A 25,151-nucleotide genomic window follows, 5' to 3' on the forward strand; every position below is an offset into this window, starting at 1 on the left:
CCGGTCTTTGGACACAAAGTCAATTAAAGCCTACTGGTAATCAAGCAGCTTACTTAGAAAGAGATATTGATAAGGAAGTTGGAGTTGCTGGAACAAATGCTGTTAAAACTGACGTTGCATGGGTAGGGGCTGGATATTCATTTGCTCTTAACTCAGTTAGACAAGCTGCAGAAGGTATTGAAAAGAATTCAAAGGATAAGGCGAGACCTTATGTTGTAGCTGTTGATGGTTGGGCAGGAACTCAAAGATACTCAACATTATGGTCAGGAGATCAATATGGTGGAGATTGGGAGTATATTAGATTCCATATTCCTACTTATATTGGAACAGGTTTATCTGGTAATCCAAATGTAGGATCAGATATGGATGGTATATTTGGTGGTAATAAACCAATAATTCAAACTCGTGATTTTCAATGGAAGGCATTTACGCCACTTCAATTAGATATGGATGGATGGGGAAGCAATGCTAAGAATCCTTATGTATTTGGTGAACCATATACTTCAATAAATAGAATGTATTTAAAATTAAAGGGCGAAATGATGCCTTATATTTATAGTATTGCTAATGAAGCTACTACTAACGGTATGCCAATGGTAAGAGCAATGATGCTTGAATATCCAAATGCATATACTTATGGAACGGCTACAGAGTATCAATATATGTGGGGAGAAAATATGTTAGTTGCCCCAATATATCAAAATACTGCATCAGATACTCAAGGTAATGATATAAGAAATGATATTTATCTTCCAGATGAAGATCAAATTTGGATAGATTACTTTACAGGAGAACATTATAGAGGTGGAGGAGTAATAAATAATTTTGAAGCACCAGTATGGAAATTACCTTTATTCATAAAGAATGGGGCAATTATTCCAATGGCAAATGAAAATAATACTCCAGAAACGATAAATTCTGAAGAACGTAAATTTGAAGTTTATCCAAGTGGTGATACAAGTTTTGAAGTTTATGAAGATGATGGTTTAACTACTGATTATAAAGATGGTAAGTCAGCAACAACTTTAGTTACTTCTTCTGCTCCAAAAACAGGAAAAGGAACTGCTGTTATTAGTACTGGTTTATTAACTGGAAGCTATGATGGAATAGTTACTGAAAGAACTACTGAATTTGTGGTTAACGTAAGCGAAAAACCATCAGAATTAGGAGTAAAAGTTGGAGGAAGTGATGTAGCCCTTACTGAAGCTAAGTCATTAGAAGAGTACAATGCAGGAACTAATATGTACTTCTATGACCAAACTCCAAACTTAAATAAGTATGCAACTGAAGGATCTGAGTTTGCTAATGTTGAAATGAATACAACTCCAAAGGTTTATGTTAAGGTTGATAAAACAGACGTCACTAAAAATGAAGTTGAGTTAACAGTTAAGGATTTTGTAAACACACAAGATATTGGTAAAAATGAAATTAATGAAAATTTAAGTGCTCCTGCAAATTTAAGAGCACCTGAAGAGTTAATAACTCCAACAACTATAGATTTAGCTTGGGATGCTGTAGAAGGTGCAACAGGATATGAAGTTGAAATAGATGGCACTATATTTAAAGGAATTACAGAACCTAACTATAAGCATATAGGGTTAGAATATGATTCTGTTTACAATTATAGAGTTAGATCCATAAATAAAGACGGATATTCTGAGTGGAGTGAAGTATTATCTCCAAGAACTTCACTAGATCCATATAGAAATGTTCCAAAGGGTATGGAAGTAATATGGAAAGAAGGACACTACGGTAGTTCATCACCTGATAAAGCAGTAGATGGAGATGAAACATCAGATTTCCACTCAGCAGGAAATGCAATTGATAAGCCAGTAATATTTGATATGAAAATGGCTTATGAAATAGAAAAATTAGATTTATTATTTAGAAACTACGGAAATGGTACTGTTAAAAGAGCTGAAGTTTATAGTAGCTTAGATGGAATAAACTACGAAAAGGTATATAGCAATGTAGCTGGAACAGGGCTACCTCAATTTGATCTTTATGGTAAAGCAAATACAATTGAATTTGATAAGCCTATAAAAGCTCGTTACTTTAAGATAATTGCAAAGGAATCAATTGGTAACTTCTTTACAATGAGAGAATTTAGACCTTATAAAGTAGATGGAACATCAGGGAAGCTTGTAGGTGACTGGAATAATTCGGGAACTATTGAAGAAGGAGATTTAGTATTCCTTCAAAACTATACAGGATTAACTACAGTAGATGCAGACTGGGATTATGTATCAGCTGCAGATTTAAATGGTAATGGAATAATAGATGCTTATGATATTGCATATGTAGCATCACAATTAGAGGGTGGAGTAAAACCAACAACTAATAAATTTACAGGAGAATTAATGCTTGTACCAAGTAAAACAGAAATTAAAGCTGGTGAAACATTTACTGTAGATGTAGTAGGTACTGGCCTTTCAGATGTAAATGCATTTAGTGTAGAAATACCATTAGATATAAATAAATATGAGTTTGTTAAGGCAGAAGGAACTGTTACAACAGCAGAAATGGATAACCTATCAAAGGTAAGAGTTCATAGTGATGGTAGTCAAGCTGTATATTCCGTATTTACGAATGTAGGAAATAAGCCAAAAATAAGTGGAACAGAACCTGTATCAAGAATAACTCTTAAAGCTAAATCAGATGTAACTTTTGATTTAGAAGCTACTCATGCTATGCTTGTAGATAGTAAGATGACATCTAAGGAAGCAATAGCTAAAATAGTAGATGTTGATTCTGAATTACCACAAGGTAAGCCTTCAACTAGTAAGGTAGCAAAGGAAGATATAAAGGTATCAGGTGACGAAACTCAATTACAAACTGGAATGGGATTAAATAAGTTAATAGATGGAACAACAAGTAGTGATGATTCATCTCGTATGGACTTAAAGTGGGTATTTACACCAGACCAAGCTGATAAAGGAACTCTTCCATTTGAAATGACATTTGAGTTTAATGAACCAAAAGAACTTGATAATATTACTATTTATAATAGAATGAATTCAAGTGGAACTATAAATATTGCTGCTATGAAGAAAGTAAAAGCAGTAGGTTATTTAAATGGAGTAAAAACTGAATTAGGTGAAATTGCTAATATTTCAACAGGTAAAACTATATTTAATTTAGAAGGTAAAGTATTTGATAAAGTAGTAATTACTGCATTAGAGTCACATAAAGATAAGAATACTTTAGCTATTAATGAAATAGAATTCTATGAGAAAAAGGGAAAAGAAGCAGATGGAATTCAATTTACTTCTAATGAAGATATAACTTTATATCAAAATAAGATTACACCAATTTCTGCAAAGGTGACTCCAGAAGATTCAAATAGTGGATATTATAGAATTCATTCAGAAAATCCAGACGTAGTTGAAGTTGTTCGTGTAGATAGTGGAGATACTGTTAATTACTATTTAAGAGGAATTAAGGCAGGAACTACAAATATTACAGCAACAACAGCTAATGGTAAGTTTACTGTTAAAAAATCTATTACTGTTGGTGAAGGTGTAGACAAGACTGGCTTAGTTAAAATAATAAATGAAGGAAAAGAAGCTGCAAAATTAAATGAAATATATACTAAGGAAACTTATGATGCTTTAGTAAATAGTTTAAAAGCAGCTGAGGAAATTTTAAATAATATTGAAGCTACAGAGCTTGAAGTAAGTAGATGTATTGTAGATGTAAGAAATAAAATAAATGGATTAAAAGAACGTTCATCAGTACAAGAGGATGTAATTGATTTTAATAAATTAACTGCAATTCATGCAACTAACTATGCAGATAGTGATTATCCTGAAAATGCAGTAGATGGTGATGAAGGATCTATTTGGCATTCTGGATATCAAGCAAGTAATAAGTTGCCAGTTTCTATTACTATTGAATTAGATGAGGTGTATAAGTTAAATCAAGTAGACTATCTTCCAAGACAAAGTAGTAGAAATGGACATGTTACTAAGTATATGATTGAAACAAGCTTAGATAATGAAAATTGGACAGAATCAAGAGTAGGTTATTTAAAGGTTAATGATGCTGGAAGCGCTTTAGAGGATAGAGGTTATAATCCTATAAGATTTAATGGAGTTGAAGCTAAGTATTTAAGATTTACAGCTCTTGAAACACTTGGTGATACTAATAACAAATATGCAAGTGTTGCTGAACTTAAATTCTATGGACAAGAAGTAGAATCTTCAGAAGTAGATAAGACTAAGTTAACTGAAGCAATAAATAATGCTGAAGCTATTGTTAAAGATGATTATACTTTAGAAAGCTTTGCTATATTAGAAAAAGCTATAGAAGATGCAAAGGTTGTATTAATAGATGAAAATGCTACTGATGAAGATGTCACTAATGCAATTACTAATATTGAAGATGCTATTAAAGGATTAGTAGCTGCAGAAATAGTAGTTTCAAAGGTTTCTGATTTAAAAGCAACATCAATTACTAATTCACAAGTATCATTTACTTGGTCAGCACCAGTATATACTCATGGATTAGTTGAATATGTAATTTATAAGGATGGTAAGGTACTAACAACTGTACCAGCAGGAACTACAGAAGCAACAGTAGATGGATTAAAAGCTAATACTATTTATGGATTAAAGGTAACAGCCAAGTATTCAAATGGAGAAGAGTCAAAACCACAATCCATAAATGTTAGAACTACTAAATAAAAAAATCATGATTTTAAAAATAAGTACAAGATAATTATAATTTAATAGAAAAAATAAGAGGTATAATTTAAAATTGTGCCTCTTATTTATTGGTAAATTTAATAAACTCTATAAAAATAACAGTATCTTATAGGATTTTGATGTAATTAATAAAATCTATGGAGAATAATAATAGAAAGAAATAAAATAAATAGCATAAATTTCCTAATAACTAGCGACTGATTTCGACAAGTTATTTAAACGTTTTAGTATATAATATCACTTGTAAATATAATAATGATTTAAATAGAATTAAAACTCGGGGGTGCAAAATGGACAAACTTAGAACAATGAAAAATTTAGCTAATGAAGCTGTAGAATTACTAGTGGAATTTAAAAATAAAGAGTATAATTTAAATTCGACTACGTTGAAGTCGATTTCATCTAATGATACTGGTAATACAATAATTCTAGAGGATGTTACAGGAAGTACTATTAAATATAGTTTAAGTGAAATAGCATATATATTTGAAGATGGATTAGACAAGCTAGAGATTTTTAATCGAGTATTAAATGATGACTCAGAAAAGATATATAAATCATTAATGCAAATTCAAAAGGCAACAGAAGCATTATAAAGTAACTATATAAAAAGAAAGCTCATAGAAAGATTTAATCTCTCTATGAGCTTTTATTATTAACTTTTTTATAAAGCTTTATCAGTTTTAATTTTATTTATCTTTATAAAGTAAGCAATTCCTAAAGGAATAGCTGCAGCGAGCCATGCAAAAGGTCCAGCTAGACAAATTCCAGTAAAACCTATTAAAGCAGGTAGTGTAAAGGCAACTATAGCTCTTGCAACTAACTCTGCAACACCTGCCATCATAGGAATAAAGCTTTCACCAATACCTTGAAGAGTATTTCTATAAATAAATATTAAACCTAAAGGTATAAAGAAGAGTGAAACTGTATTTAAGTATTGTCTTGCATAAGCAATAACTGATGGATCACTATCACTTAAGAATAATTTTGTAAATGATCCTCCAAATAATATCATTATTATACTAGCAATAATACTTGTAACTATACATATAATTGTACATTTCTTTACACCCTCTTTTATACGGTGTATTTTTCCAGCACCTAAGTTTTGGGCTGAGTATGTAGCCATAGTAACTCCAAATGTAATTGAAGGTTGCATTAATAGTTGTTCTACCTTTGAAGCGGCAGTGTATGCGGCTATAACAGTTGAACCAAAAATATTTAATGCTGCTTGTAGAACCATAACTCCCATTGCTGTTATAGAAAACTGTAATGCCATTGGAATACCAATACGTAATTGTCTGCTAATATAACTTTTCTTAATTTTCCAATGTTTTTTTTCTAATTTAAGTATTGGGAACTTTTTATAAACGTAAATTAAACATAAAATTGCTGATAAACCTTGTGAAACTACAGTTGCATATGCAGCTCCAGCTACGCCCATGGAGAAGTTTACAATAAATACTATATCTAATATTATATTTAAAATAGAAGAAATAATTAAAAAGTAAAGTGGTGTCTTACTATCACCAACAGATCTTAGTATGCTAGAAATCATATTATAAAAAATAGCAGCCACTGACCCACCATATATAATTTTTATATATGAAGTAGCATCGTTTATAATGTCTGCTGGAGTATTCATTAAAGTAAGTAGTGGTTTAGCTAACAATACACTTAAAACTGTTATTATAACTGTCATTATAGCTGAAAGTATTATAGAGTTAGCAACTGCCTTTTTAAGACCTTCATCATCATTTGCACCAAACCTTTGTGCTACTAAAACAGAAAAGCCTCCTGTTAAACCTATAATAAATCCTATTACTAAAAATGATAGGGAACCTGTTGCTCCAACAGCAGCAAGAGCTTGTACTCCAAGAAATCTACCAACTATAATAGTATCAACCATACTATAAAATTGTTGAAAAATATTTCCTATTAATAGTGGTATAGAAAAAGTTAATATTAATTTTACTGGACTACCAGTTGTCATATCTTTTGTCATCAATCACCCTCCTAACATTAGATTATAATATCATTAGAAAATTTATTATACAAGTTTTTTACTTAAATATAACATTTAAAATAAACATCATCTAAAATGTTATATCTATCACCTCAAAATAAGATAAAATATCTATAATTTGTATAAAATGGTGCAAAAACAATATAATTACAATAAATAACAATATAATTATTGTGAAAATGTTTACTTTTATGTAAAATGACATTAATAAGTGGAATAAATTTACTTATTCAAAAGACATGAGGGGGAATAGCTAATGAATCCAAGAAAAAAGACAGTAAATAAAAAACTAGTAGCGTTAGTAGCTAGCGTAGTACTACTAACTCAAGTTGCATCTACAATGCCTGTATTTGCAAATGGTGATGGGTTAAATAACGTAGGATCTACTAAAACAATAGCAACTAATGTAGATGCAGTTAATGATGAAGTATACACTGTACTATTTGATGGAACAGAAAAGACAGATTGGAAGGATCTAATAGGAGAAGGAACACATGCAGTAGAAGATGGATGGCTAAAAGTTACAAGAGATGCCTCTGTAAATAATGAATTTACATTCTTTGATCAAAATGCACCACAATTTAAAGATGGTGAAGCCGAAATGGTATTTAAGGTTGATGGTGATGATTCAAGAGGAGCAGGAAGATTTGGGTTTGTATTAAGACCTCAAAATGATGGAAACTACCTATTTGTAGGATATGATTTAGGTGGAAACTGGAGAATAGGTACAAAGAACAATAATAAAGATTTTTCAGGTCCTAGCTTAGAAAAAGGACAAGAATATAAATTAAAAGTTAGATTTGAAGGAAAGAAAATTACAGTTTGGGTAAATGATGAGCAAGTATTTAGTGAAAATGTTGACTTAACTGGAATGCCAGTAGATTCAAGCTATGGTGTAGGATTTAAAACTTGGTATGGAAATAATGATTCATATGTAGATTACTTTAGAGTAGGACCAGTCGGATCATTAGATGAAGAATTACCAAAGAAACCAATACAAGAAGTTAATGAAGTATCTGCTGAAACTTTTGTAAGATTAGCTCCTAAATTACCAGCAAAAGTTGGAGTTACTTATGAAGATGGTACTTTAGGTCAAGAAGTAGTAAATTGGGATTATGTATCAAGAGATTTATATGCAAATGAAGGTACTTTTGAAACTTATGGAACTATAGAGGGAAGAGAAACAAGAGTTACAGCTAATGTAACTGTAAAAGCAGATCCTGAAGATGGAACTTTAATTCCTCCTGTAACTGTAGTTGAAGAAAAAACTATTCAATCTGGAGATATGACTGTAGTATTAGACAATAACTTCCCAAGAGTTATAAGATATGAATGGTCTGATGGTGAAATATTAAATGGTGAAGAAGAACAATTATATTTAGTTGAGCTAAATGGAACTAAATATATTCCATCAGTTGAATTTACTGCAGTAGACGATAAAACTGCTGATTATAAAATGACTTTTGATTCATTAGACTTAGTAATGAATTTAAGATTATCAGTAACTGATGATAATAAACTAAGAATGGAAGTAACTAATATAGATGAGGAAGGTTCTTACAAAGTTAGAACAATAAGCTTCCCAGGTCATAGCTTAGCTTCTGTTAAAAGTAATGAAAATGGACAAATATCATCTGTATTAACTGTTGGTGACTGGAATAATATTAAAGAAGAATTTATTTCTGTTCAAGATGCAAAAATAAGAGATCATAAAAAAACTTATGCAATTATAAATGATGATAAATTTGCTATAGCAGTTGACAATAATGTAATTGAAGGTGGAAATAGAGCTGTAATTAATGTATCAGGAAGAGATGGATATAAGCAAGCAGGTATATCTAATGGTACTTGGACTTATAGAGAATCATCAAATTCAGTAAATACACCAACGTTTACTGGTAAGATTGGTACAGTAGATGTTTCAGGAGCTAATCAAGTAATTGTAAATAGTGAAATAGATATAAAAGATTCAATGGGTAAAGAATTTGAAGCTGTTTACTGTGGATTAGGTGCAAAAGAAGATTATGCAGGAAAAGATTTAACTGGTAAAGTAGCATTAGTTGATAGAGGAACTTACGCTTTAGTAGATAAGGCTAAGTTTGCTATGGAAGCTGGAGCAGAATTCCTTGTTATGATAAATAATCAAGAAGGATTAATTCCAGAACAAGGATTCCAAGATGGAGCAAATGTCATTGGTATAGATCAAAGACTTGGAGATAGTATTAAAGAACAATTAAGTGCTGAAAATACTATAAAGGTATCTTTTAAGGCTGAAGAAAGTAATGCTGATGTTGTTCCAGGAGGACCAGAAGAATTACCTTGGTCAGAAGTAATGATAGCTAGAGATACAAATAGTAATGGTAGAGTAACATGGCAAGATGCTGCTATTATTTATAGAGAAAATATGGATGAGGTTCAAGGAGCTGATTATGTAAGAAATAGCTTCTCATATATTCCATTTAACATTGGCTCATTAGCTCAATCACCATTCTTAAGAACTGGAGATATGGTTAAAAAGTTATCTAATTACACTGATGGATTTGGACAACTTGTTCTTGAAAAAGGATATCAAGGTGAAGGTCATGATGACGTTATAGCTGATATCGGGGGACATACTGGTATAAGACAAGGTGGTAAGGATGATCTTAATAAATTAATAGAAATAGGTAAGGATTACAATGCTAAAATAGGTGTTCACGTTAATGCAACAGAATATCATTTAGATGCATTTGAATTAGATGTTAATAACCTACAACCAGGATTTAGAAAAGGTTGGGGATGGAAAGATGAATCTTACTATGTAGATCAAAAGAAAGATGTTACAACTGGTGAATTGGCTAGAAGATTTGGAATGCTTAAGGAAGATCACCCTGATTTAGGATGGGTTTATGTTGATGTTTATACAGGAAACGGATGGAATGCTAATGAATTAGCAGAAATTATAAACGGAAATGATTGGATGCTTGCTACAGAGTTTAATGGACCACTTGAGCAACAAACAGCTTGGACTCACTGGGGAGGAGACCCTGCATATCCAAACAGAGGAAATGAAAGTAAGATTATAAGGTTTATAAGAAACCAAGAGCAAGATGTATTTATGTCAGATGACTTATTAAAAGGAGCTAAGCATACATTATCAGGTGGATGGGGAACTAGACATGATGTTGAAGGGTTCTATGCTATAGAAACATTCTACAATCAAACTTTACCATCAAAATATATGCAACACTTCGAAATTCAAGAATGGGAAGATGACGGAACTACAGGATTCGTTAAATTTAACGATGGTCTTGAAACAAGAAGAGAAAATGGTGTAATTAATATGTACCAAGATGGTAATTTAATAGCATCAACAGATCACTCAACTATAGATGAAAGAGGAATTGGTAAAACAACATTATTTATGCCATGGAAATGGGAACAATTAAATGAAGCTCCAGAAAATAAAGTTTACCACTGGAATCCATATGGTGGAGAAACTACATGGGATTTACCTAAAGAATGGGCTGGAACAGAAACTATTAAGTTATATGAATTATCAGATTTAGGTAAAACATTTGTAGAAGAAATCCAAGTAATAAATGGAAAAGTAACTATAGATGCTAAACAAAATACTCCATATGTAGTATTCCAAGAAAAAGTTAACGAAAATAGAATTGATTCATGGGGAGAAGGAACGTTAATTAATGACCCTGGATTTGATTCACAAACTTTAGAAAATTGGGAAGTTACAACAACAGCTTCTAATACAGATCATATTAAGATAGTAAATGAAAATGTAGAAAGAAGAAAAGGAAATGATGCTGTAGTAATTGAAGGTAATAATGGAGCAGATGCTAAACTTGCTCAAGAAATTACAGGATTAATTCCAGGAAAAACTTATACTGCTTCAGTTTGGGTAAAATCAGATGCCGATAGAGATGTAACTTTAGGTGTTAATTGTGGTGGTAAGAACGCTACAAGCAAAATTACTAGAGCTACAACTAGAACTAATGTAGGTGAAGGTTTAAAATGGCATGGTGAAAAAGCAACTAGAATGAGAGTTGAATTTACTGTACCAGAAGGTGTAGATACTGCAAAACTTTATTTAGAAGTTTCAAATAATGAAGAGGGATCAAGAGTATTAGTTGATGATTTTAGAATTTGGACAAATCCTCTAAATTCAGAAAAAACTAATAGAGACGGATATGTATTATTTGAAGACTTTGAAAACGTAGATGAAGGACATGGACCATTATATATGGGACAAAACCTTGGAACAGATAATAGAACTCACTATGCAGAAAAGAATCCTGCTGGTGGACAATATATGAACTGGGTAATTAATGATAGATTCTCATTAAAAACTAACCAACAAGAAGGAACAACTGGTGAAATGCTATTAACTGATGAATCAACATTACAATTAAAACCTAATACAAAATATGAAATAGGGTTTAAATATACTAATAAATTAGACAATTTATATTCTGTAGCAATAAAATCAAAAACTGATGGAAACTTATTTAAGCATACTTTAACTCCAGGTAATGTTGAAGGAAGACCAGAAGATGGACCAGCCTACAGCAGAGAAGTTAAAGATTATAAATTTGAGTTTACAACTGGAAATGCTAGTGATTACTATTTAGCATTTGAAAAAGCTTATGGGTTTGATGAGTTAGTTTTAGATGATTTATATATCAAGGATTTAACTCCACAAGATATAGTTGTTTCTAAGCCAAGTAACTTAAAGGCTTCAGAAGTAACTTCAAATTCAGTAAGCTTAACTTGGAATGCACCAAGTGAAACAGTTGGATTAGAAGGATATACTATCTATAAAGATGGTAAGGTAGTAGCAGAAGTAAATGATGCTACAAGCTATACAGCTGAAGGATTAAAGAGCAACTCAATTTATGGATTTAAGGTTGTAGCTAAATATTCTAATGGAGAAATTTCAAAACCTGTATCTATAAATGTAAGAACTAGTAAATAAAAAATAATTATTTTAAATAATGGGAAGTTCAGAGATGAACTTCCTCTTTGATTTGTTTTAATAAATTTAATAATTTAAAAAGCCTAGGTAGTTTTATAGTTAAATTTGTACCGGTAGTTTAAGGAGAGAGAGTTATATAAAATATTTTAAATTAGAGTATTAATTATTGATAAAAGAAATTTTCATAAAAGATAAAAATGTAAAATTAACGTAAAATATTTTGATACTTTTAATAAAATCCCTATAAAAATAAGGTTTATTTGTAAAAATAACAATATTTTTACATTTATAACCAATATATTTATTGTGTAAAAGTTTACTTAAAAGGTAAAATTAGGGTAATGGTGAAAGAGTTATCTTTTACTTTTTTAAAGAGATAAGGGGGAAATGTTGAATGAATCCAAGAAAAAAGACAATGAATAAAAAATTAGTTGCATTAGTAGCAAGTGTTGTTTTATTAACACAAGTTGCATCAACAATGCCAGTATTTGCTAATGGTGATGGCTTAAACAATGTTGGAAGCACAAAAACAATTGCAGAAAATGTACAACCTATAAGTGATGAGGTATATACTGTACTTTTCGATGGAACAGAAAAGACAGATTGGAAAACTCTTAAAGGATCTGGAACTCATGAAGTTGAAAATGGTTGGCTAAAAGTTTCTAGAAACACAGCTGGTGGTAATGAGTTTGTATTCTTTGACCAAAATGCACCACAAATTAAAGATGGTGAAGCAGAAATGGTATTTAAGGTTGATGGAGATGACTCAGCAGGGGCTGGTAGATTTGGTTTTGTTTTAAGACCTCAAACAGATGGAGCTCACTTATTTGTTGGTTATGACTTAAATGGAACATGGAAGATTGGAAATACAACTTTCTCAGGACCTTCAATTGTAAAGGGACAAGAGTATAAATTACAAGTTAGATTTGTAGGTAAACAAATAGATGTTCTTTTAGATGGAGAACAAATACATTCTATGACTGTTACAGAAGATATTCCTGTAAATTCAAGTTATGGTATTGGATTTAAAACTTGGTATGGAAAAAATGATTCATATGTAGACCACTTTAAGATTGGTCCAGTTGGAACAGTAATAGTAAATGATAAAGAAATAGATGCTGTAGAAGAAGTAAATGTTGAAACTTATGTAAGATTAAAACCATCATTACCTAATAAGGTTAAGGTTACTTATGCAGATGGAACTACAGGTACAGAAGAAGTTGTTTGGGACTTTATAGCAAAGGAGGATTATGCTAAAGAAGGTTCATTCCAAGCAACAGGTACAATATTAAGAGCTGGTACAAAAGTAGTTGCAAATGTAACTGTTAAACCAGATCCAGAAGATGGAACTTTAATTCCACCTGAAACTGTAGTTGAAGAAAAGAAATTACAATCAGAAGATATGGCTGTAGTTTTAGATAATAACTTCCCAAGAGTTATAAGATATGAATGGTCAGATGGAGAAATATTATCAGGTGAAGAAGAGCAATTATATATTGTTGAATTAAATGGAGAAAGTTATATTCCAGAAGTTGCATTTGAGCAAGTTGATGATAAAACAGCTAATTACACAATGACATTTAAAGATTTAGATTTAGTAATGAAATTAAAGATGTCATTAGTTGAAAATAATGTATTAAAAATGGAAGTTACTGAAATTAATGAAGGTGAAAGCTACAAGGTTAGAAGTATAAACTTCCCAGGTCATAGCTTAGCATCTGTAAAGAGTACTAATAATGCTCAAATTGCAGGAGTATTAACTACTGGAGATTGGAATAATATTAGAGAAGAATTCAAATCAGTAGAAGAAGCTAAAGTTGGATCATACAACAAAACTTATGGAATAATTAATGATGATAAATTTGCTATAGCTATTAATAATAATGTTATAGAAGGTGGAAACAGAGCTATTATCGATATAGCTAACAAATCAGGGTACAAGCAAGCAAGTATTGCTAATGGTACTTGGACTTATAGAGAATCATTAAATGCTGCAAGTGCACCTAAGTTAACTGGTACTGTAGCAGGTGTAGCAACTACAGGAGTAAATCAAGCAATTAAATCTAATGAAACAGATATTAAGAAATTCTTAAATAAAGAATATGAAGCTGTTTATTGTGGATTAGGTGGAGTTGAAGACTTTGAAGGAAAAGATTTAACAGGTAAAGTTGCTATCGTAGATAGAGGAACTCATACATTCGTTGATAAGGCTAAAAATGCTCAAGCAGCTGGTGCATCATTTGTTATTTGTATTAACAATGCAGATGGAGCAGTTCCAGAACAAGGAAACCAAGATACAATTAATATGATTGGTGTTGGTCAAGAATATGGAGAAGCTATAAAAGCAGGGTTAGCTAATGGAGAAACTACTGTTAAGTTTACTATGGTAGATGATGGAGTTGTTCCTGGAGGACCAGAAGAGTTACCATGGTCACAAATTATGGTTGCTAGAGATACAAATAAGAGTGGAAACGTAAACTGGCAAGATGCTGCTATCCTTTATAGAGAAAATATGAATGAAGTTCAAGGTGGGGATTATGTAAGAAACAGCTTCTCATATATTCCATTTAATATAGGATCATTAACTCAAGCACCATTCTTAAGAACTGGAGATATGGTTAAAAAGTTATCTAACTACACTGATGGATTTGGACAACTTGTTCTTGAAAAAGGATACCAAGGGGAAGGTCATGATGACGTTATAGCTGATATCGGTGGACATACTGGTATAAGACAAGGTGGTAAGGATGACCTTAATAAGTTAATTGAAATAGGTAAGGATTACAATGCTAAAATAGGTGTTCACGTTAATGCAACAGAATATCATTTAGATGCATTTGAATTAGATGTAGACAATCTACAACCAGGATTTAGAAAAGGCTGGGGATGGAAGGATGAATCTTACTATGTAGATCAAAAGAAGGATGTTACTTCTGGAGAATTAGCTAGAAGATTTGGAATGCTTAAAGAAGATCACCCTGATTTAGGATGGATTTACGTTGACGTTTATACAGGAAATGGATGGAATGCTAACGAATTAGCTGAAATAGTAAACGGAAATGACTGGATGCTTGCTACAGAGTTTAATGGACCACTTGAGCAGCAAACAGCTTGGACTCACTGGGGAGGAGACCCTGCATATCCAAACAGAGGAAATGAAAGTAAGATTATAAGATTTATAAGAAACCAAGAGCAAGACGTATTTATGTCAGACGACTTATTAAAAGGAGCTAAGCATACATTATCAGGTGGATGGGGAACTAGACATGATGTAGAAGGATTCTATGCAATAGAAACATTCTATAACCAAACTCTACCATCAAAATATATGCAACACTTTGAAATTCAAGAATGGGAAGATGATGGAACTACTGGATTCGTTAAGTTTAACGATGGTCTTGAAACAAGAAGAGAAAATGGCGTAATTAATATGTACCAAGATGGTAGATTAATAGCATCAACTGAGCATGAAACTATAGATGAAAGAGGAATTGGTAAAACTAAGTTATTCATTCCATGGAAATGGGAACAATTAAACGAAGCTCCAGAAAACAAAGTTTACCACTGGAATCCATATGGTGGAGAAACTACATGGGATATACCAGTAGATTGGGCTGGAACTGAAACTATTAAGTTATATGAATTATCAGATTTAGGAAAGACATTTGTAGAAGAAATTCCAGTAGTTGACGGAAAAGTAACTATAGATGCTAAGAAAAATACTCCATATGTAGTATTCCAAGAAAAAGTTAATGAAAACAGAATAGATTCATGGGGAGAAGGAAGCTTAATAAAAGATCCAGGATTTGATTCACAAACTTTAGATAGCTGGAAAGTTGAAACTACTGCAGATAATATGGATCATATTAATATAGTTAACGAAAATGTTGATAGAAGAAAAGGTAATGATGCATTAGTAATTCAAGGTGAAGTTAAACCAGATTTAACTTTAATCCCTCAATCACAAATGACTGCAACTGCTTCTAATAGTCAACCAGGTGAAGAAGCAAGTATGGCTATAGATGGATCAGCAAGCACATTATGGCATACTAGCTGGAGTGGAGTAGCACTTCCACAAAGTATAACTTTAGACTTAGGTGGAAGCTATACAATTGATAAGGTTACTTGCCTTCCAAGACAATCTGGAGATAATGGTAAGATACTTAAGTATCAATTAGAAGTAAGTACTGACGGTGAAAACTTTACTAAGGTTTCAGAAGGAACTTGGGACAGAGATTCTGAATTAAAAACTATTAACTTTGCTAAAACAGAAGCAACTCATGTTAGATTAATAGGAACCGAAGCTGTTGGAGCATATTTATCAATGGCAGAAATGAATGTTCATAAATTTGATGAAAATGGTGATGCAGGTGAAGCTTCAAAGGGACAAGATGCTAAGATTTCTCAAGAAATTGAAGGATTAGTTCCAGGTAAAACTTATACAGCTTCAGTTTGGGTAAAATCAGATGGAGATAGAGATGTTACTTTAGGTGTTGACTGTGGTGGAAAACTTACTACAAGTACAATTACTAGAGCTACTAAGAGAACTAACGTAGGTGAAGGTTTAAAATGGCATAGTGAAAAAGCAACAAGAATGAGAGTTGAATTTACTGTACCAGAAGGTGTAACAACAGCTAATATCGTTGTAGATGTTCCAAAGAGTGAGAAAGACACTATGGTATTAATTGATGACTTTAGAATTTGGACTAATCCTCTAGGAACAGAAAAAACTAATAGAGATGGATATGTACTATTTGAAGACTTTGAAAATGTTGATGAAGGACATGGACCATTATACATGGGACAAAACCTTGGAACAGATAACAGAACTCACTATGCTGAAAAGAATCCTGCAGGTGGACAATATATGAATTGGGTAATTAATGGAAGATTCTCATTAAAGACTAATCAACAACAAGGTACTACAGGAGAAATGTTATTAACAGATGAATCAACATTACAATTAAAGCCAAATACAACTTACGAACTAGGATTTAAATATACTAATAAAATAGATAATTTATATTCAGTTGCAATAAAATCAAAAACTGCTGGTCAATTATTAAAAGAAACTTTAAAACCAGGAACGGTAGTTGGTAGACCAGAAGATGGTCCAGCATATAGCAGAGAAGTTAAGGAATATAAAGTAGAATTCACAACTGGAAATGCTAATGATTACTATTTAGCGTTTGAAAAAGGAAATGGATTTGATGAATTAATATTAGATGATTTATATATTAAGGATTTAACTCCACAAGATATAGTTGTTTCTAAACCAAGTAACTTAAAGGCTTCAAATGTAACTTCAAACTCAGCAACATTAACTTGGAATGAGCCAAGCGAAACAGTTGGATTAGAAGGATATACTATCTACAAAGATGGTAAAATAGTAGCAGAAGTAAATGATGCTACAAGCTATACTGCTGAAGGATTAAAGAGTAATTCAATTTATGGATTTAAGGTTGTAGCTAAATACTCTAATGGTGAAGTTTCAAAACCAGTATCTGTAAATGTAAGAACAACTAAATAATTGTAAAAAGAGATGTCTCTGACATCTCTTTTTACTAATTAATAACAGTATATAATTCCTTGTTTTTAGGTAAAATTTTTGATAATTCCGCATTTGAATATATATGAAGCTCATGTAGAGCTCTAGTACATACTGTATAAAATAGATTTTCATCAAAGTTATTTAAGTAATTTTCTCCATCAGAAATTATAACAGCATCAAATTCAAGTCCTTTTGAAATATAAGAAGTAATAACATTTACTCCTGCCTTAAATGAAGCGTTATCTTCATTGATTAAATTAATAGAAGGTATTAAATCCTTCAAATTATTATAAGTATTTAATGATTCAATATTTGTTTTGCAAATAATTGCTATAGATTCATAGCCCTTATTTTTTAAACTATCAACCTTATTTTTAATTTCTAAAGGTAAATTTGATTTTATTATGTTTATGGTTGGATTTTCACCTCTTCTTTCAACTGCTTCAATCTTTTCACCATTTTTTAATATATCCTTTGTAAACATAGTTATATTCCACGTTGAACGATAGCTTTTAGTAAGCTGAACAGATTTAATATTTTGGAATAAGCTTGTTATACTATCTTTATTTTTAACGTTAGAATGTTTATCTATTCTTTGATTTAAATCTCCCATAATAGTTATATTAGCTAATGGGAATGATTTTTTTATTATTTCATAAAATAAAGGACTATAATCTTGCGCTTCATCTATTAATAAATGTTTGATGTTACTGTAATTTCTAAAGCCTTCCATAGAAGCTCTGATATACATAATTGGTGTAATATCTTCAAATTTAACTTCTTTTACAGCTAAATAATCTAAAGTTAACTCTTTAATTTCATTAATTTTTACTGAAGTATCCTTTAGATATTTTTCAATATTTTTAAATAAAATAGTATATATATCAATAGGATTTAATGTTTTTATCATATTATCTACTTGCAAATTTACTTGTTCTTTGCAGTGATCATAAAATAAGCTTCTATCTTCAACATAATCAAAGTTAACATTATCTTTATCATTTAAGTACTTAGTTTCTAACTGTGAAAATAAGCTTTTCTTAACTAAATCTATTCTATTTAAAAATGGTACATCAGCAAATCTATTTATAAATGTTTTACTAACAGAATTTTTATTGATAATAGTTTTTCCATCAATTATTATAGATTCACATTTTAAGATGTAATTAGGTAAATCTTCGATAAATTGTGATAGTACTTCTCCGAATAAAGATGAATTTTTAAATTCCATAGCTTTAGCTTTTATAATATATTCATTACTATTAGTAGCAAGAGAATAAAGATTGTCTAAGTGTGTATTTTTTGATTCAATTAAATAGTTTTTAGGCAAAAATTTATTTGAATACATTTCAAAAGTAGTTTGTAAAATATTTGTTTCGCCAAGTTCAGGTAAAACATCAGAAATATATTCTGCAAAAACTTCATTTGGACTAAAGATTAAGATATTATCAGCCTTTAAATCCTTTCTATGTTTGTACAATAGATACGCAGAACGATGAAGAGCAATAGAGGTTTTCCCTGAACCTGCTGCACCTTGAATAAATAGAATCTTACTTTCATCACTTCTAATAATATCATTTTGTTCTTTTTGTATTGTAGCTACAATATTCTTCATTTTGTCTGATGCTGTATTTCCAAGCATAGAAACTAAAGCATCATCACAAAGAGATTCATTAGAGTTATGCATAAATACAATTTCACCATTTCTAATGTTATATTGTCGATTGAAAATAATTTCGCCATTTATTCGTCTATTAGGAGCATCGTAAAAAGCTGGGCCAGTTTCAAAATCATAAAACATGTTAGATACAGGAGATCTCCAATCAAAGACAATAAATTCAAAGTCCTCTTCATTTTCAACAGTTGATAATCCTATATAAAAGCTTTCAGCATCCTCTTTATCTTCTTTAAAATCAATTCTTGCAAAGTAAGGGGAGGAAAGTTGTTTTTCTAATGTTCTAATACGACTTACTTTTTTTGAATGCATTTTTTCTTGCATAGCAACCTGACTGCAGTTTTCATTTATTTCTATTTCATCTAGCTCACTTCTATTATCCCAAAGAAACTTTCTATGTTTAATAATTTCTTTATCTTGAGCATTACTAGAATCAACATATTTATCTAATAATTCATTAATAGTGTTAATAGTTTTAGTTAGATATTTCTTTTCATCTAACAAGTCTTTACCAATAAGCATAATTATCTTCTCCTAAATTTAATAGTCATTAAATTTTAATGTCTTTATCCCATAGTGTCAATATATTAAAGGTAAAATTAACGATTGAGTCTATAAATATCTTATATAATATACTCGTAAATAAGTATAAATATACAAAAAAATTGAGAGTACAAATATTTTTTAAAAGTTAACATAATTTATTATTTAAAGAATATACATATAATAAGCATTACTATTATATTAACAAAACAATTCTGTAAACGTTATTCTATTTCCTAAGTAAGAGGAAATTTAATGACTATTTAAGAGTAAATTTCAAATATATAATTAAATTGTAGGGGGATAAATGATTGCAAATTTAAGACAAGAGAAAATCTTAAAAATCCTATTAGAAAGTAATAAGGTTTTAACGGGGAAAACCTTATGTACAAGCATAGGTGTATCATCTAGAACTATAAGGAGTGATGTTAAGGAATTAAATTATATTTTAGAACCAAAGGGAGCGATAATATACTCTGAAAAGGGAAAGGGATATGAAATTAATATTCAAAATGAAGAAATGTTTAAGAGCTTCCTTAATGAACTAGAAGATAAGGATAAAGATATTAATTTATCCATTGATGAGAGAATCGATTATATAATTTCAAAATTAGCAATAAATAATATTAAACATACTGAAGGAATTACTCAAATGGATTTAGCGGACGAACTATTCATAAGCATTTCTTCATTAAAAAATAATATAAAAATTGCTAAGGATAAATTAGCTGAATTTAATTTAGATATTGATAAAATAAGCAATAAGGGTATTGGTTTATCAGGTGATGAAGAATCATTAAGACAATATTTAAACAAGCTTTGGAATGGAGAAAATATTTTTTTTGAAAAGGACTTTAATATAATAGTTTCCAATCTTTTAGGTGAAAATAGCTTATCCAAAATAAAAAAAATATTAGTAGGTAAACTCGAGGACTTTAACATTAAGCTTTCTGATATAGCATTAAAAGATGTTTTATCTTATATAGTAATTACACTTGTTAGAATTAAAAAAGGTTTTACTTTGAGTAATAATCAAAAGATGGATTTTTATTCTGTAAGTGATCATAAGTTAAGTTTAGCTAAGAATTTAATAAAAGATTTAGACAATGAGTTCAATATTTTTATATCTGAAAATGAAATATTTTATTTAGCTAAACACATAGCTTCAAGTAGTGTAATTATTAGAAATAATATATGTAATGAATATATTTCAAGAGAAGTTGATGATGAAATATATAACATAACTAATTTAATTTTAGATGCTTTAATTGAAAAATTTAATGTTGATTTTTCTAAGGACAATACATTAAAAGAGTTCTTATTAATCCATTTACAATCAGCAATTAATAGGTGTAGATATGGAATTAAACTTGAAAATTGTATGATTAAAACTATTAAGAACAATTATTTATTAGCTTTTGAAATGGGAGTATTATTAAATGATATATTAAAAGAATCCTTAAATATGGATTTAGGTGAAGATGAAATAGGATTTATTTCTCTACATTTTGCAGCAGCATTAGAAAGGCTAAAAGAAAAACAAGAAAGAATTAAGAAGGCTATTGTTGTTTGTACAACAGGAGTAGGTACATCTTTACTTTTAAAAATAAAGATACAAAAACACTTCAAAGATAAAATAAAAATAATCGATACTATTCCATGGTATGACTTTAAAGAAGAGTTATTAAATAATATAGACATAGTACTATCCACAGTTCCTTTAGAATTAAAAAGTAAAAAGGTAGTATTTATTAAAAATTTATTAGATTTTAATGATATAAAAAATATTGAAAAAAATTTAAAAAGCTTTAATTTAGACCAAAACGGACTTATTAATAAATTTAATAGAGAGCTTTTTATAAATAAGTTAGACCTTAATGATAAAGATCAAGTCTTAGAATTTATGTCAAATAAATTAATAAATTTAAATTATATAGATAATGAAGTTAAGGATAGTATTTTGGAAAGAGAAAACTTATATCCAACGGAAATTGGTAACTTAGTGGCTATTCCTCATACAATGCATAGCAACTTAAATAGATCCTCAATAGAAATAGCTATTCTTAAAAAGCCAATAATATGGGAAAAGGAAAAGGTTCAATTAGTTATCCTTATAAGTATATGTAAGGATGATCAAATTAAATTTAAAGATACATTAGGAGAATTATATAAGAGCATTTTAGATATAGATAAAGTTTTAAGTATTATAAATAACGGAAGTTATGATAATTTTATAAAAATAATTAAAAATAATTAAGTTTGGGGGTATAGTAATGAAATTATTAGCAGTAACATCATGTCCTGTTGGAATAGCTCATACTTATATTGCAGCTGAAAAGCTAAATAAAATGGCAAAGAAAATGGGAGTTGAAATAAAAGTAGAAACACAAGGTTCTACAGGAGCAGAAAATGTAATTACAGATGAAGATATTAAAGGAGCAGATGGTGTAATTATTGCAGCTGATAAATCTGTAAGTCTTGAAAGATTTGAAGGTCTTCCAATAATACAGTGCGCAATAAGTGATGCAATTAAGCAACCAGAAGCTTTAATTCAAAAGTTCTTAGATGGAAAAGTAGAAGCAAAAGGAAAGAAAATGAAATCTGTTGATGAAGCTAAAAAAGAAATGAAATCAAAGCAACCAGCTTTTTATAAACATTTAATGGGTGGAGTTTCATATATGATACCTGTAGTTGTAGTTGCAGGTTTATTAATAGCTATTGCACTTGCTTTTGGTGGTGAGCCAACAGCTAATGGACTAGCTATCCCAGATACATCATTCTGGAAGAAAATAGAAATGATTGGTGGAGCGGGCTTTACATTTATGGTTCCAGTATTGTCAGGATTTATAGCATATTCTATAGCTGATAGACCCGGTTTAGTACCAGGTATGATAGGTGGATATATAGCAGCTAATGGTTCATTTTATGGATCAGATGCAAATGCAGGTTTCTTAGGTGGAATTGTTACAGGTTTCTTAGCAGGTTATATTGCAAAAGGATTAAAATCTATTAAGGTTCCTAATATGATTAAACCAATAATGCCAATTATTATTATTCCAATAATTGCAACACTAGTTACAGGATTAGCATTTATCCTTTTACTAGGTGGACCAATAACAGCATTATTTGAATCATTAACTACTTTCTTAGCAGGATTATCAGGTGCAAGTTCAATTGTATTAGCTACAATTTTAGGTGCTATGATTGCTTTTGATATGGGTGGACCAGTTAATAAGGTTGCTTTCTTATTTGGTGTAGCTATGATAACAGAAGGAAGACCTGAAATAATGGGACCAATAGCAGCTGCTATTGCAATTCCTCCAATAGGAATGGGACTAGCTACATTCTTAGGTAAAAAACATTATAGTCAAGATGAATTAGATGCAGGTAAAGCATCATTTGCAATGGGACTTTGTGGAATTACAGAAGGAGCAATACCTTTTGCATCAGTTGATCCACTAAGAGTAATTCCTTCATTAATGGTAGGTTCAATAGTAGGGGCTAATATTGCAATGTTCTCAGGTGTTGCTGATAGAGTTCCTCATGGTGGACCAATAGTTGCTTTAATGGGTGCTGTAGATGGTGTATTAATGTTCTTTGTAGCAATAATAGCTGGTTCTATAGTTACAGCTTTAATGGTTAACTATTTAAAATCTTTAAGAGATAAAAAGACAGCTTAAAATAAATTATGATAATGAGAAATATTTATTTCTCATTATCTAAATACATATAAAACTATATGATAAGAAAATAATTAAATGGGTAAGGGGAGAGATTTATGAAGGTAATTAGTTTTAATAAAAAAAATATACTAATAATTTTAGTAGTAGTTTTGGCAGTTATACTTGGAGGTTTTTTTACTATAAAGGATTATAGTGAAAGATATAAGGTTGAATATAACATTAGTGTTGTTGATTTTGAAAATAATAAAGTAAGAGTTGATATGAAAATATTACCTGATAACATGTTTTCTAAAATGAAGGATTTTTTAATTATAAAGGGAGCAATTAAAACTGAAAGCGAAATATGTATAAATGATAATGGGGATAGTTTATTTACTGAATCAAATTCAGGTCTTATGTATATAGATGCTGGAGTTAATTCAAAAGAAGTAAATTATTCCTATGAAGTAGAACTTGGAACCCTTGGTAAGCATGGCAAAAAGGGGATAGTAGACGAAGAAATGGTAATTTTTGAAGGAGAATCTATTTTGACTCTTCCATATGATTCTATTGATATGAAAGACAAGGAAACAAAGAAAATCACTGAAATAACTGTTGAATGTGAGAATACTAATAATTTAGAAACAGTAATAGTTCCATATGCTGACGGTGAAAATAGTAATGTTTCTAAAGTTAAATCACCAAAATGGTATGACTTTTATGAAATAAGAAAATCAAGCTATGTTTTGGGTAAAATGGAAAAGCATGAAATTAAAGAAGGTTTAAGTTCATTTGATATATATGTAGATCCTGTTGCAAAGGAACAAGGATTATATAATACGGAAATAGAAGATGGAATAAAATCTTTAGTGTCTTATTATGAAAGTAAGTTTGAAATGGGATTAAAGGATTATCCTATAGTACTTCTAAGAAAAGAATTTGTAGATGAAAAAGATACTGGATATGTTATTGCTGGTGTTAGTAGTCAAAATTCAGGTAGTACCTTTGATAGCAATAATCTTAGAGATTGGCAATTAATGAGTCATAGATTATTTCATACATTTTTTGATTTAGCAAAGCCAAATAATGAATTTCACGAAGAGCCTTTACTTGCTCTTATGGAGGGACTATCAACTTATTATGAAAATCAATCCTTATCCTCTTTACCAGAAAAAATAAAATCAAATTTAAATATAGATTCAGAGAAGGAATTTATAAAGCTTTTTGAAAGATATACTTATTTAAGATTAAAGGATGTAGCAGATTTAAGCTTAGGCTTAGGTGAAACAGAAAAATATTCCTCTTCACCTGCAAAAACAGAATTCTTACATTATAATCAAAGTCCTGTTTTAGTTAAGTTTATAGAAGATAAGCTTTGTGAAGAAAATAAAACTGAAGATAATATTTTAAAATATATACTATCATATAATGAAAATACTACAATAACAGTAGATAAAATATTGAGTGATTTATTAAAGGACGATTATGAAGAAATTAAAAATAATTATATTTATGGAAGTGAAATAATTCCATTATGGTATTTGAAATCAAATAATAGTGATAATCTAGAAACTCTAAATAATTTAAATAATTTTGAAGTAGATATGTATAGTTGGTTTAGATCAGAAAATATGCTTTATGTGTTCAATAGAATGAGTGAAGAAAATTTAGAAAAAATTACAGAAGAAGCTGTAAAAGAAAATGTACAATTTGCAACTCCAGAAATAGAAGAAAATATAAAGAACTTTAGTCCAACAGAATATAAAATGCTTAAGCAATATGCTTTAAGAGCTAAAATATGTGAAGTAGATTTTAATGATGCCTTATTAAGACAAAAGTTACTTGTAGATCAAAGTAAAATTCAAAAATGGGATGATTATAAAAAATCATTAACAGACTAGCAATTATCGATACTCATCTTCAATATATAATTAAAAAAATGAAAAGTGAGGGTATGCACAAAAAATGCATACCCTCACTTTTCATTTACATAACTTTTATAAATTGGTATAATTA

9 protein-coding genes are annotated in these 25,151 nt (G+C 30.0%); 7 read left to right on the top strand and 2 right to left on the bottom strand.

The window, feature by feature from the left end; genetic code table 11:
• The coding region (locus ACRDBA_RS13875) for a discoidin domain-containing protein (RefSeq protein WP_438573519.1) at positions 1–4,685 on the top strand (4,685 nt) is incomplete at its 5' end.
• A gap of 311 nt (positions 4,686–4,996) precedes the next feature.
• Positions 4,997–5,302 carry a hypothetical protein gene (locus ACRDBA_RS13880; protein WP_438573520.1) on the top strand — a complete coding sequence of 102 codons (306 nt, stop codon included), beginning with the start codon at positions 4,997–4,999 and terminating at the stop codon, positions 5,300–5,302.
• A gap of 68 nt (positions 5,303–5,370) precedes the next feature.
• Here ACRDBA_RS13880 and ACRDBA_RS13885 read toward each other — a convergent pair whose 3' ends face one another.
• Positions 5,371–6,711 carry an MATE family efflux transporter gene (locus ACRDBA_RS13885; protein WP_438573521.1) on the bottom strand — a complete coding sequence of 447 codons (1,341 nt, stop codon included), beginning with the start codon at positions 6,709–6,711 and terminating at the stop codon, positions 5,371–5,373.
• A gap of 277 nt (positions 6,712–6,988) precedes the next feature.
• Here ACRDBA_RS13885 and ACRDBA_RS13890 point away from each other — a divergent pair, with 277 nt between their 5' ends.
• Positions 6,989–11,704 (top strand): endo-alpha-N-acetylgalactosaminidase family protein, encoded by a 4,716-nt coding sequence (locus tag ACRDBA_RS13890; RefSeq protein WP_438573522.1) that lies wholly within the window; start codon positions 6,989–6,991, stop codon positions 11,702–11,704.
• A 394-nt stretch (positions 11,705–12,098) separates the two neighbouring features.
• Positions 12,099–17,234 (top strand): endo-alpha-N-acetylgalactosaminidase family protein, encoded by a 5,136-nt coding sequence (locus tag ACRDBA_RS13895; RefSeq protein WP_438573523.1) that lies wholly within the window; start codon positions 12,099–12,101, stop codon positions 17,232–17,234.
• 34 nt (positions 17,235–17,268) lie between these two features.
• Here the strand turns inward: ACRDBA_RS13895 and ACRDBA_RS13900 are convergent, their stop codons facing one another.
• Positions 17,269–19,452 (bottom strand): HelD family protein, encoded by a 2,184-nt coding sequence (locus ACRDBA_RS13900; protein ID WP_438573524.1) that lies wholly within the window; start codon positions 19,450–19,452, stop codon positions 17,269–17,271.
• 328 nt (positions 19,453–19,780) lie between these two features.
• Here ACRDBA_RS13900 and ACRDBA_RS13905 point away from each other — a divergent pair, with 328 nt between their 5' ends.
• The 3 genes from ACRDBA_RS13905 (at position 19,781) to ACRDBA_RS13915 (ending at position 25,036) form a co-directional block, all read left to right on the top strand.
• Entirely contained in the window at positions 19,781–21,730 is a 1,950-nt protein-coding gene (locus ACRDBA_RS13905) for a BglG family transcription antiterminator (RefSeq protein ID WP_438573525.1), read from the top strand.
• Between the two features lie 16 nt (positions 21,731–21,746).
• Positions 21,747–23,153 (top strand): PTS fructose transporter subunit IIC, encoded by a 1,407-nt coding sequence (locus ACRDBA_RS13910; protein WP_438573526.1) that lies wholly within the window; start codon positions 21,747–21,749, stop codon positions 23,151–23,153.
• A 98-nt stretch (positions 23,154–23,251) separates the two neighbouring features.
• Complete coding sequence (locus ACRDBA_RS13915) at positions 23,252–25,036, top strand: hypothetical protein (protein WP_438573527.1); 1,785 nt, start codon at positions 23,252–23,254, stop codon at positions 25,034–25,036.
• The last annotated feature ends 115 nt before the right edge of the window (positions 25,037–25,151 follow it).

Origin of the sequence: Clostridium sp. (genome assembly GCF_051654825.1) — a bacterium.
In the GTDB taxonomy this organism is placed as follows: domain Bacteria; phylum Bacillota; class Clostridia; order Clostridiales; family Clostridiaceae; genus Clostridium.

Excerpts from the sequence above, each read along its gene's own strand:
- ACRDBA_RS13910 (WP_438573526.1), top strand. The coding sequence starts at position 21,747 with ATGAAATTATTAGCAGTAACATCATGTCCTGTTGGAATAGCTCATACT.
- ACRDBA_RS13885 (WP_438573521.1), bottom strand. The coding sequence starts at position 6,711 with ATGACAAAAGATATGACAACTGGTAGTCCAGTAAAATTAATATTAACT.
- ACRDBA_RS13890 (WP_438573522.1), top strand. The coding sequence starts at position 6,989 with ATGAATCCAAGAAAAAAGACAGTAAATAAAAAACTAGTAGCGTTAGTA.
- ACRDBA_RS13895 (WP_438573523.1), top strand. The coding sequence starts at position 12,099 with ATGAATCCAAGAAAAAAGACAATGAATAAAAAATTAGTTGCATTAGTA.
- ACRDBA_RS13915 (WP_438573527.1), top strand. The coding sequence starts at position 23,252 with ATGAAGGTAATTAGTTTTAATAAAAAAAATATACTAATAATTTTAGTA.
- ACRDBA_RS13880 (WP_438573520.1), top strand. The coding sequence starts at position 4,997 with ATGGACAAACTTAGAACAATGAAAAATTTAGCTAATGAAGCTGTAGAA.
- ACRDBA_RS13905 (WP_438573525.1), top strand. The coding sequence starts at position 19,781 with ATGATTGCAAATTTAAGACAAGAGAAAATCTTAAAAATCCTATTAGAA.
- ACRDBA_RS13900 (WP_438573524.1), bottom strand. The coding sequence starts at position 19,452 with ATGCTTATTGGTAAAGACTTGTTAGATGAAAAGAAATATCTAACTAAA.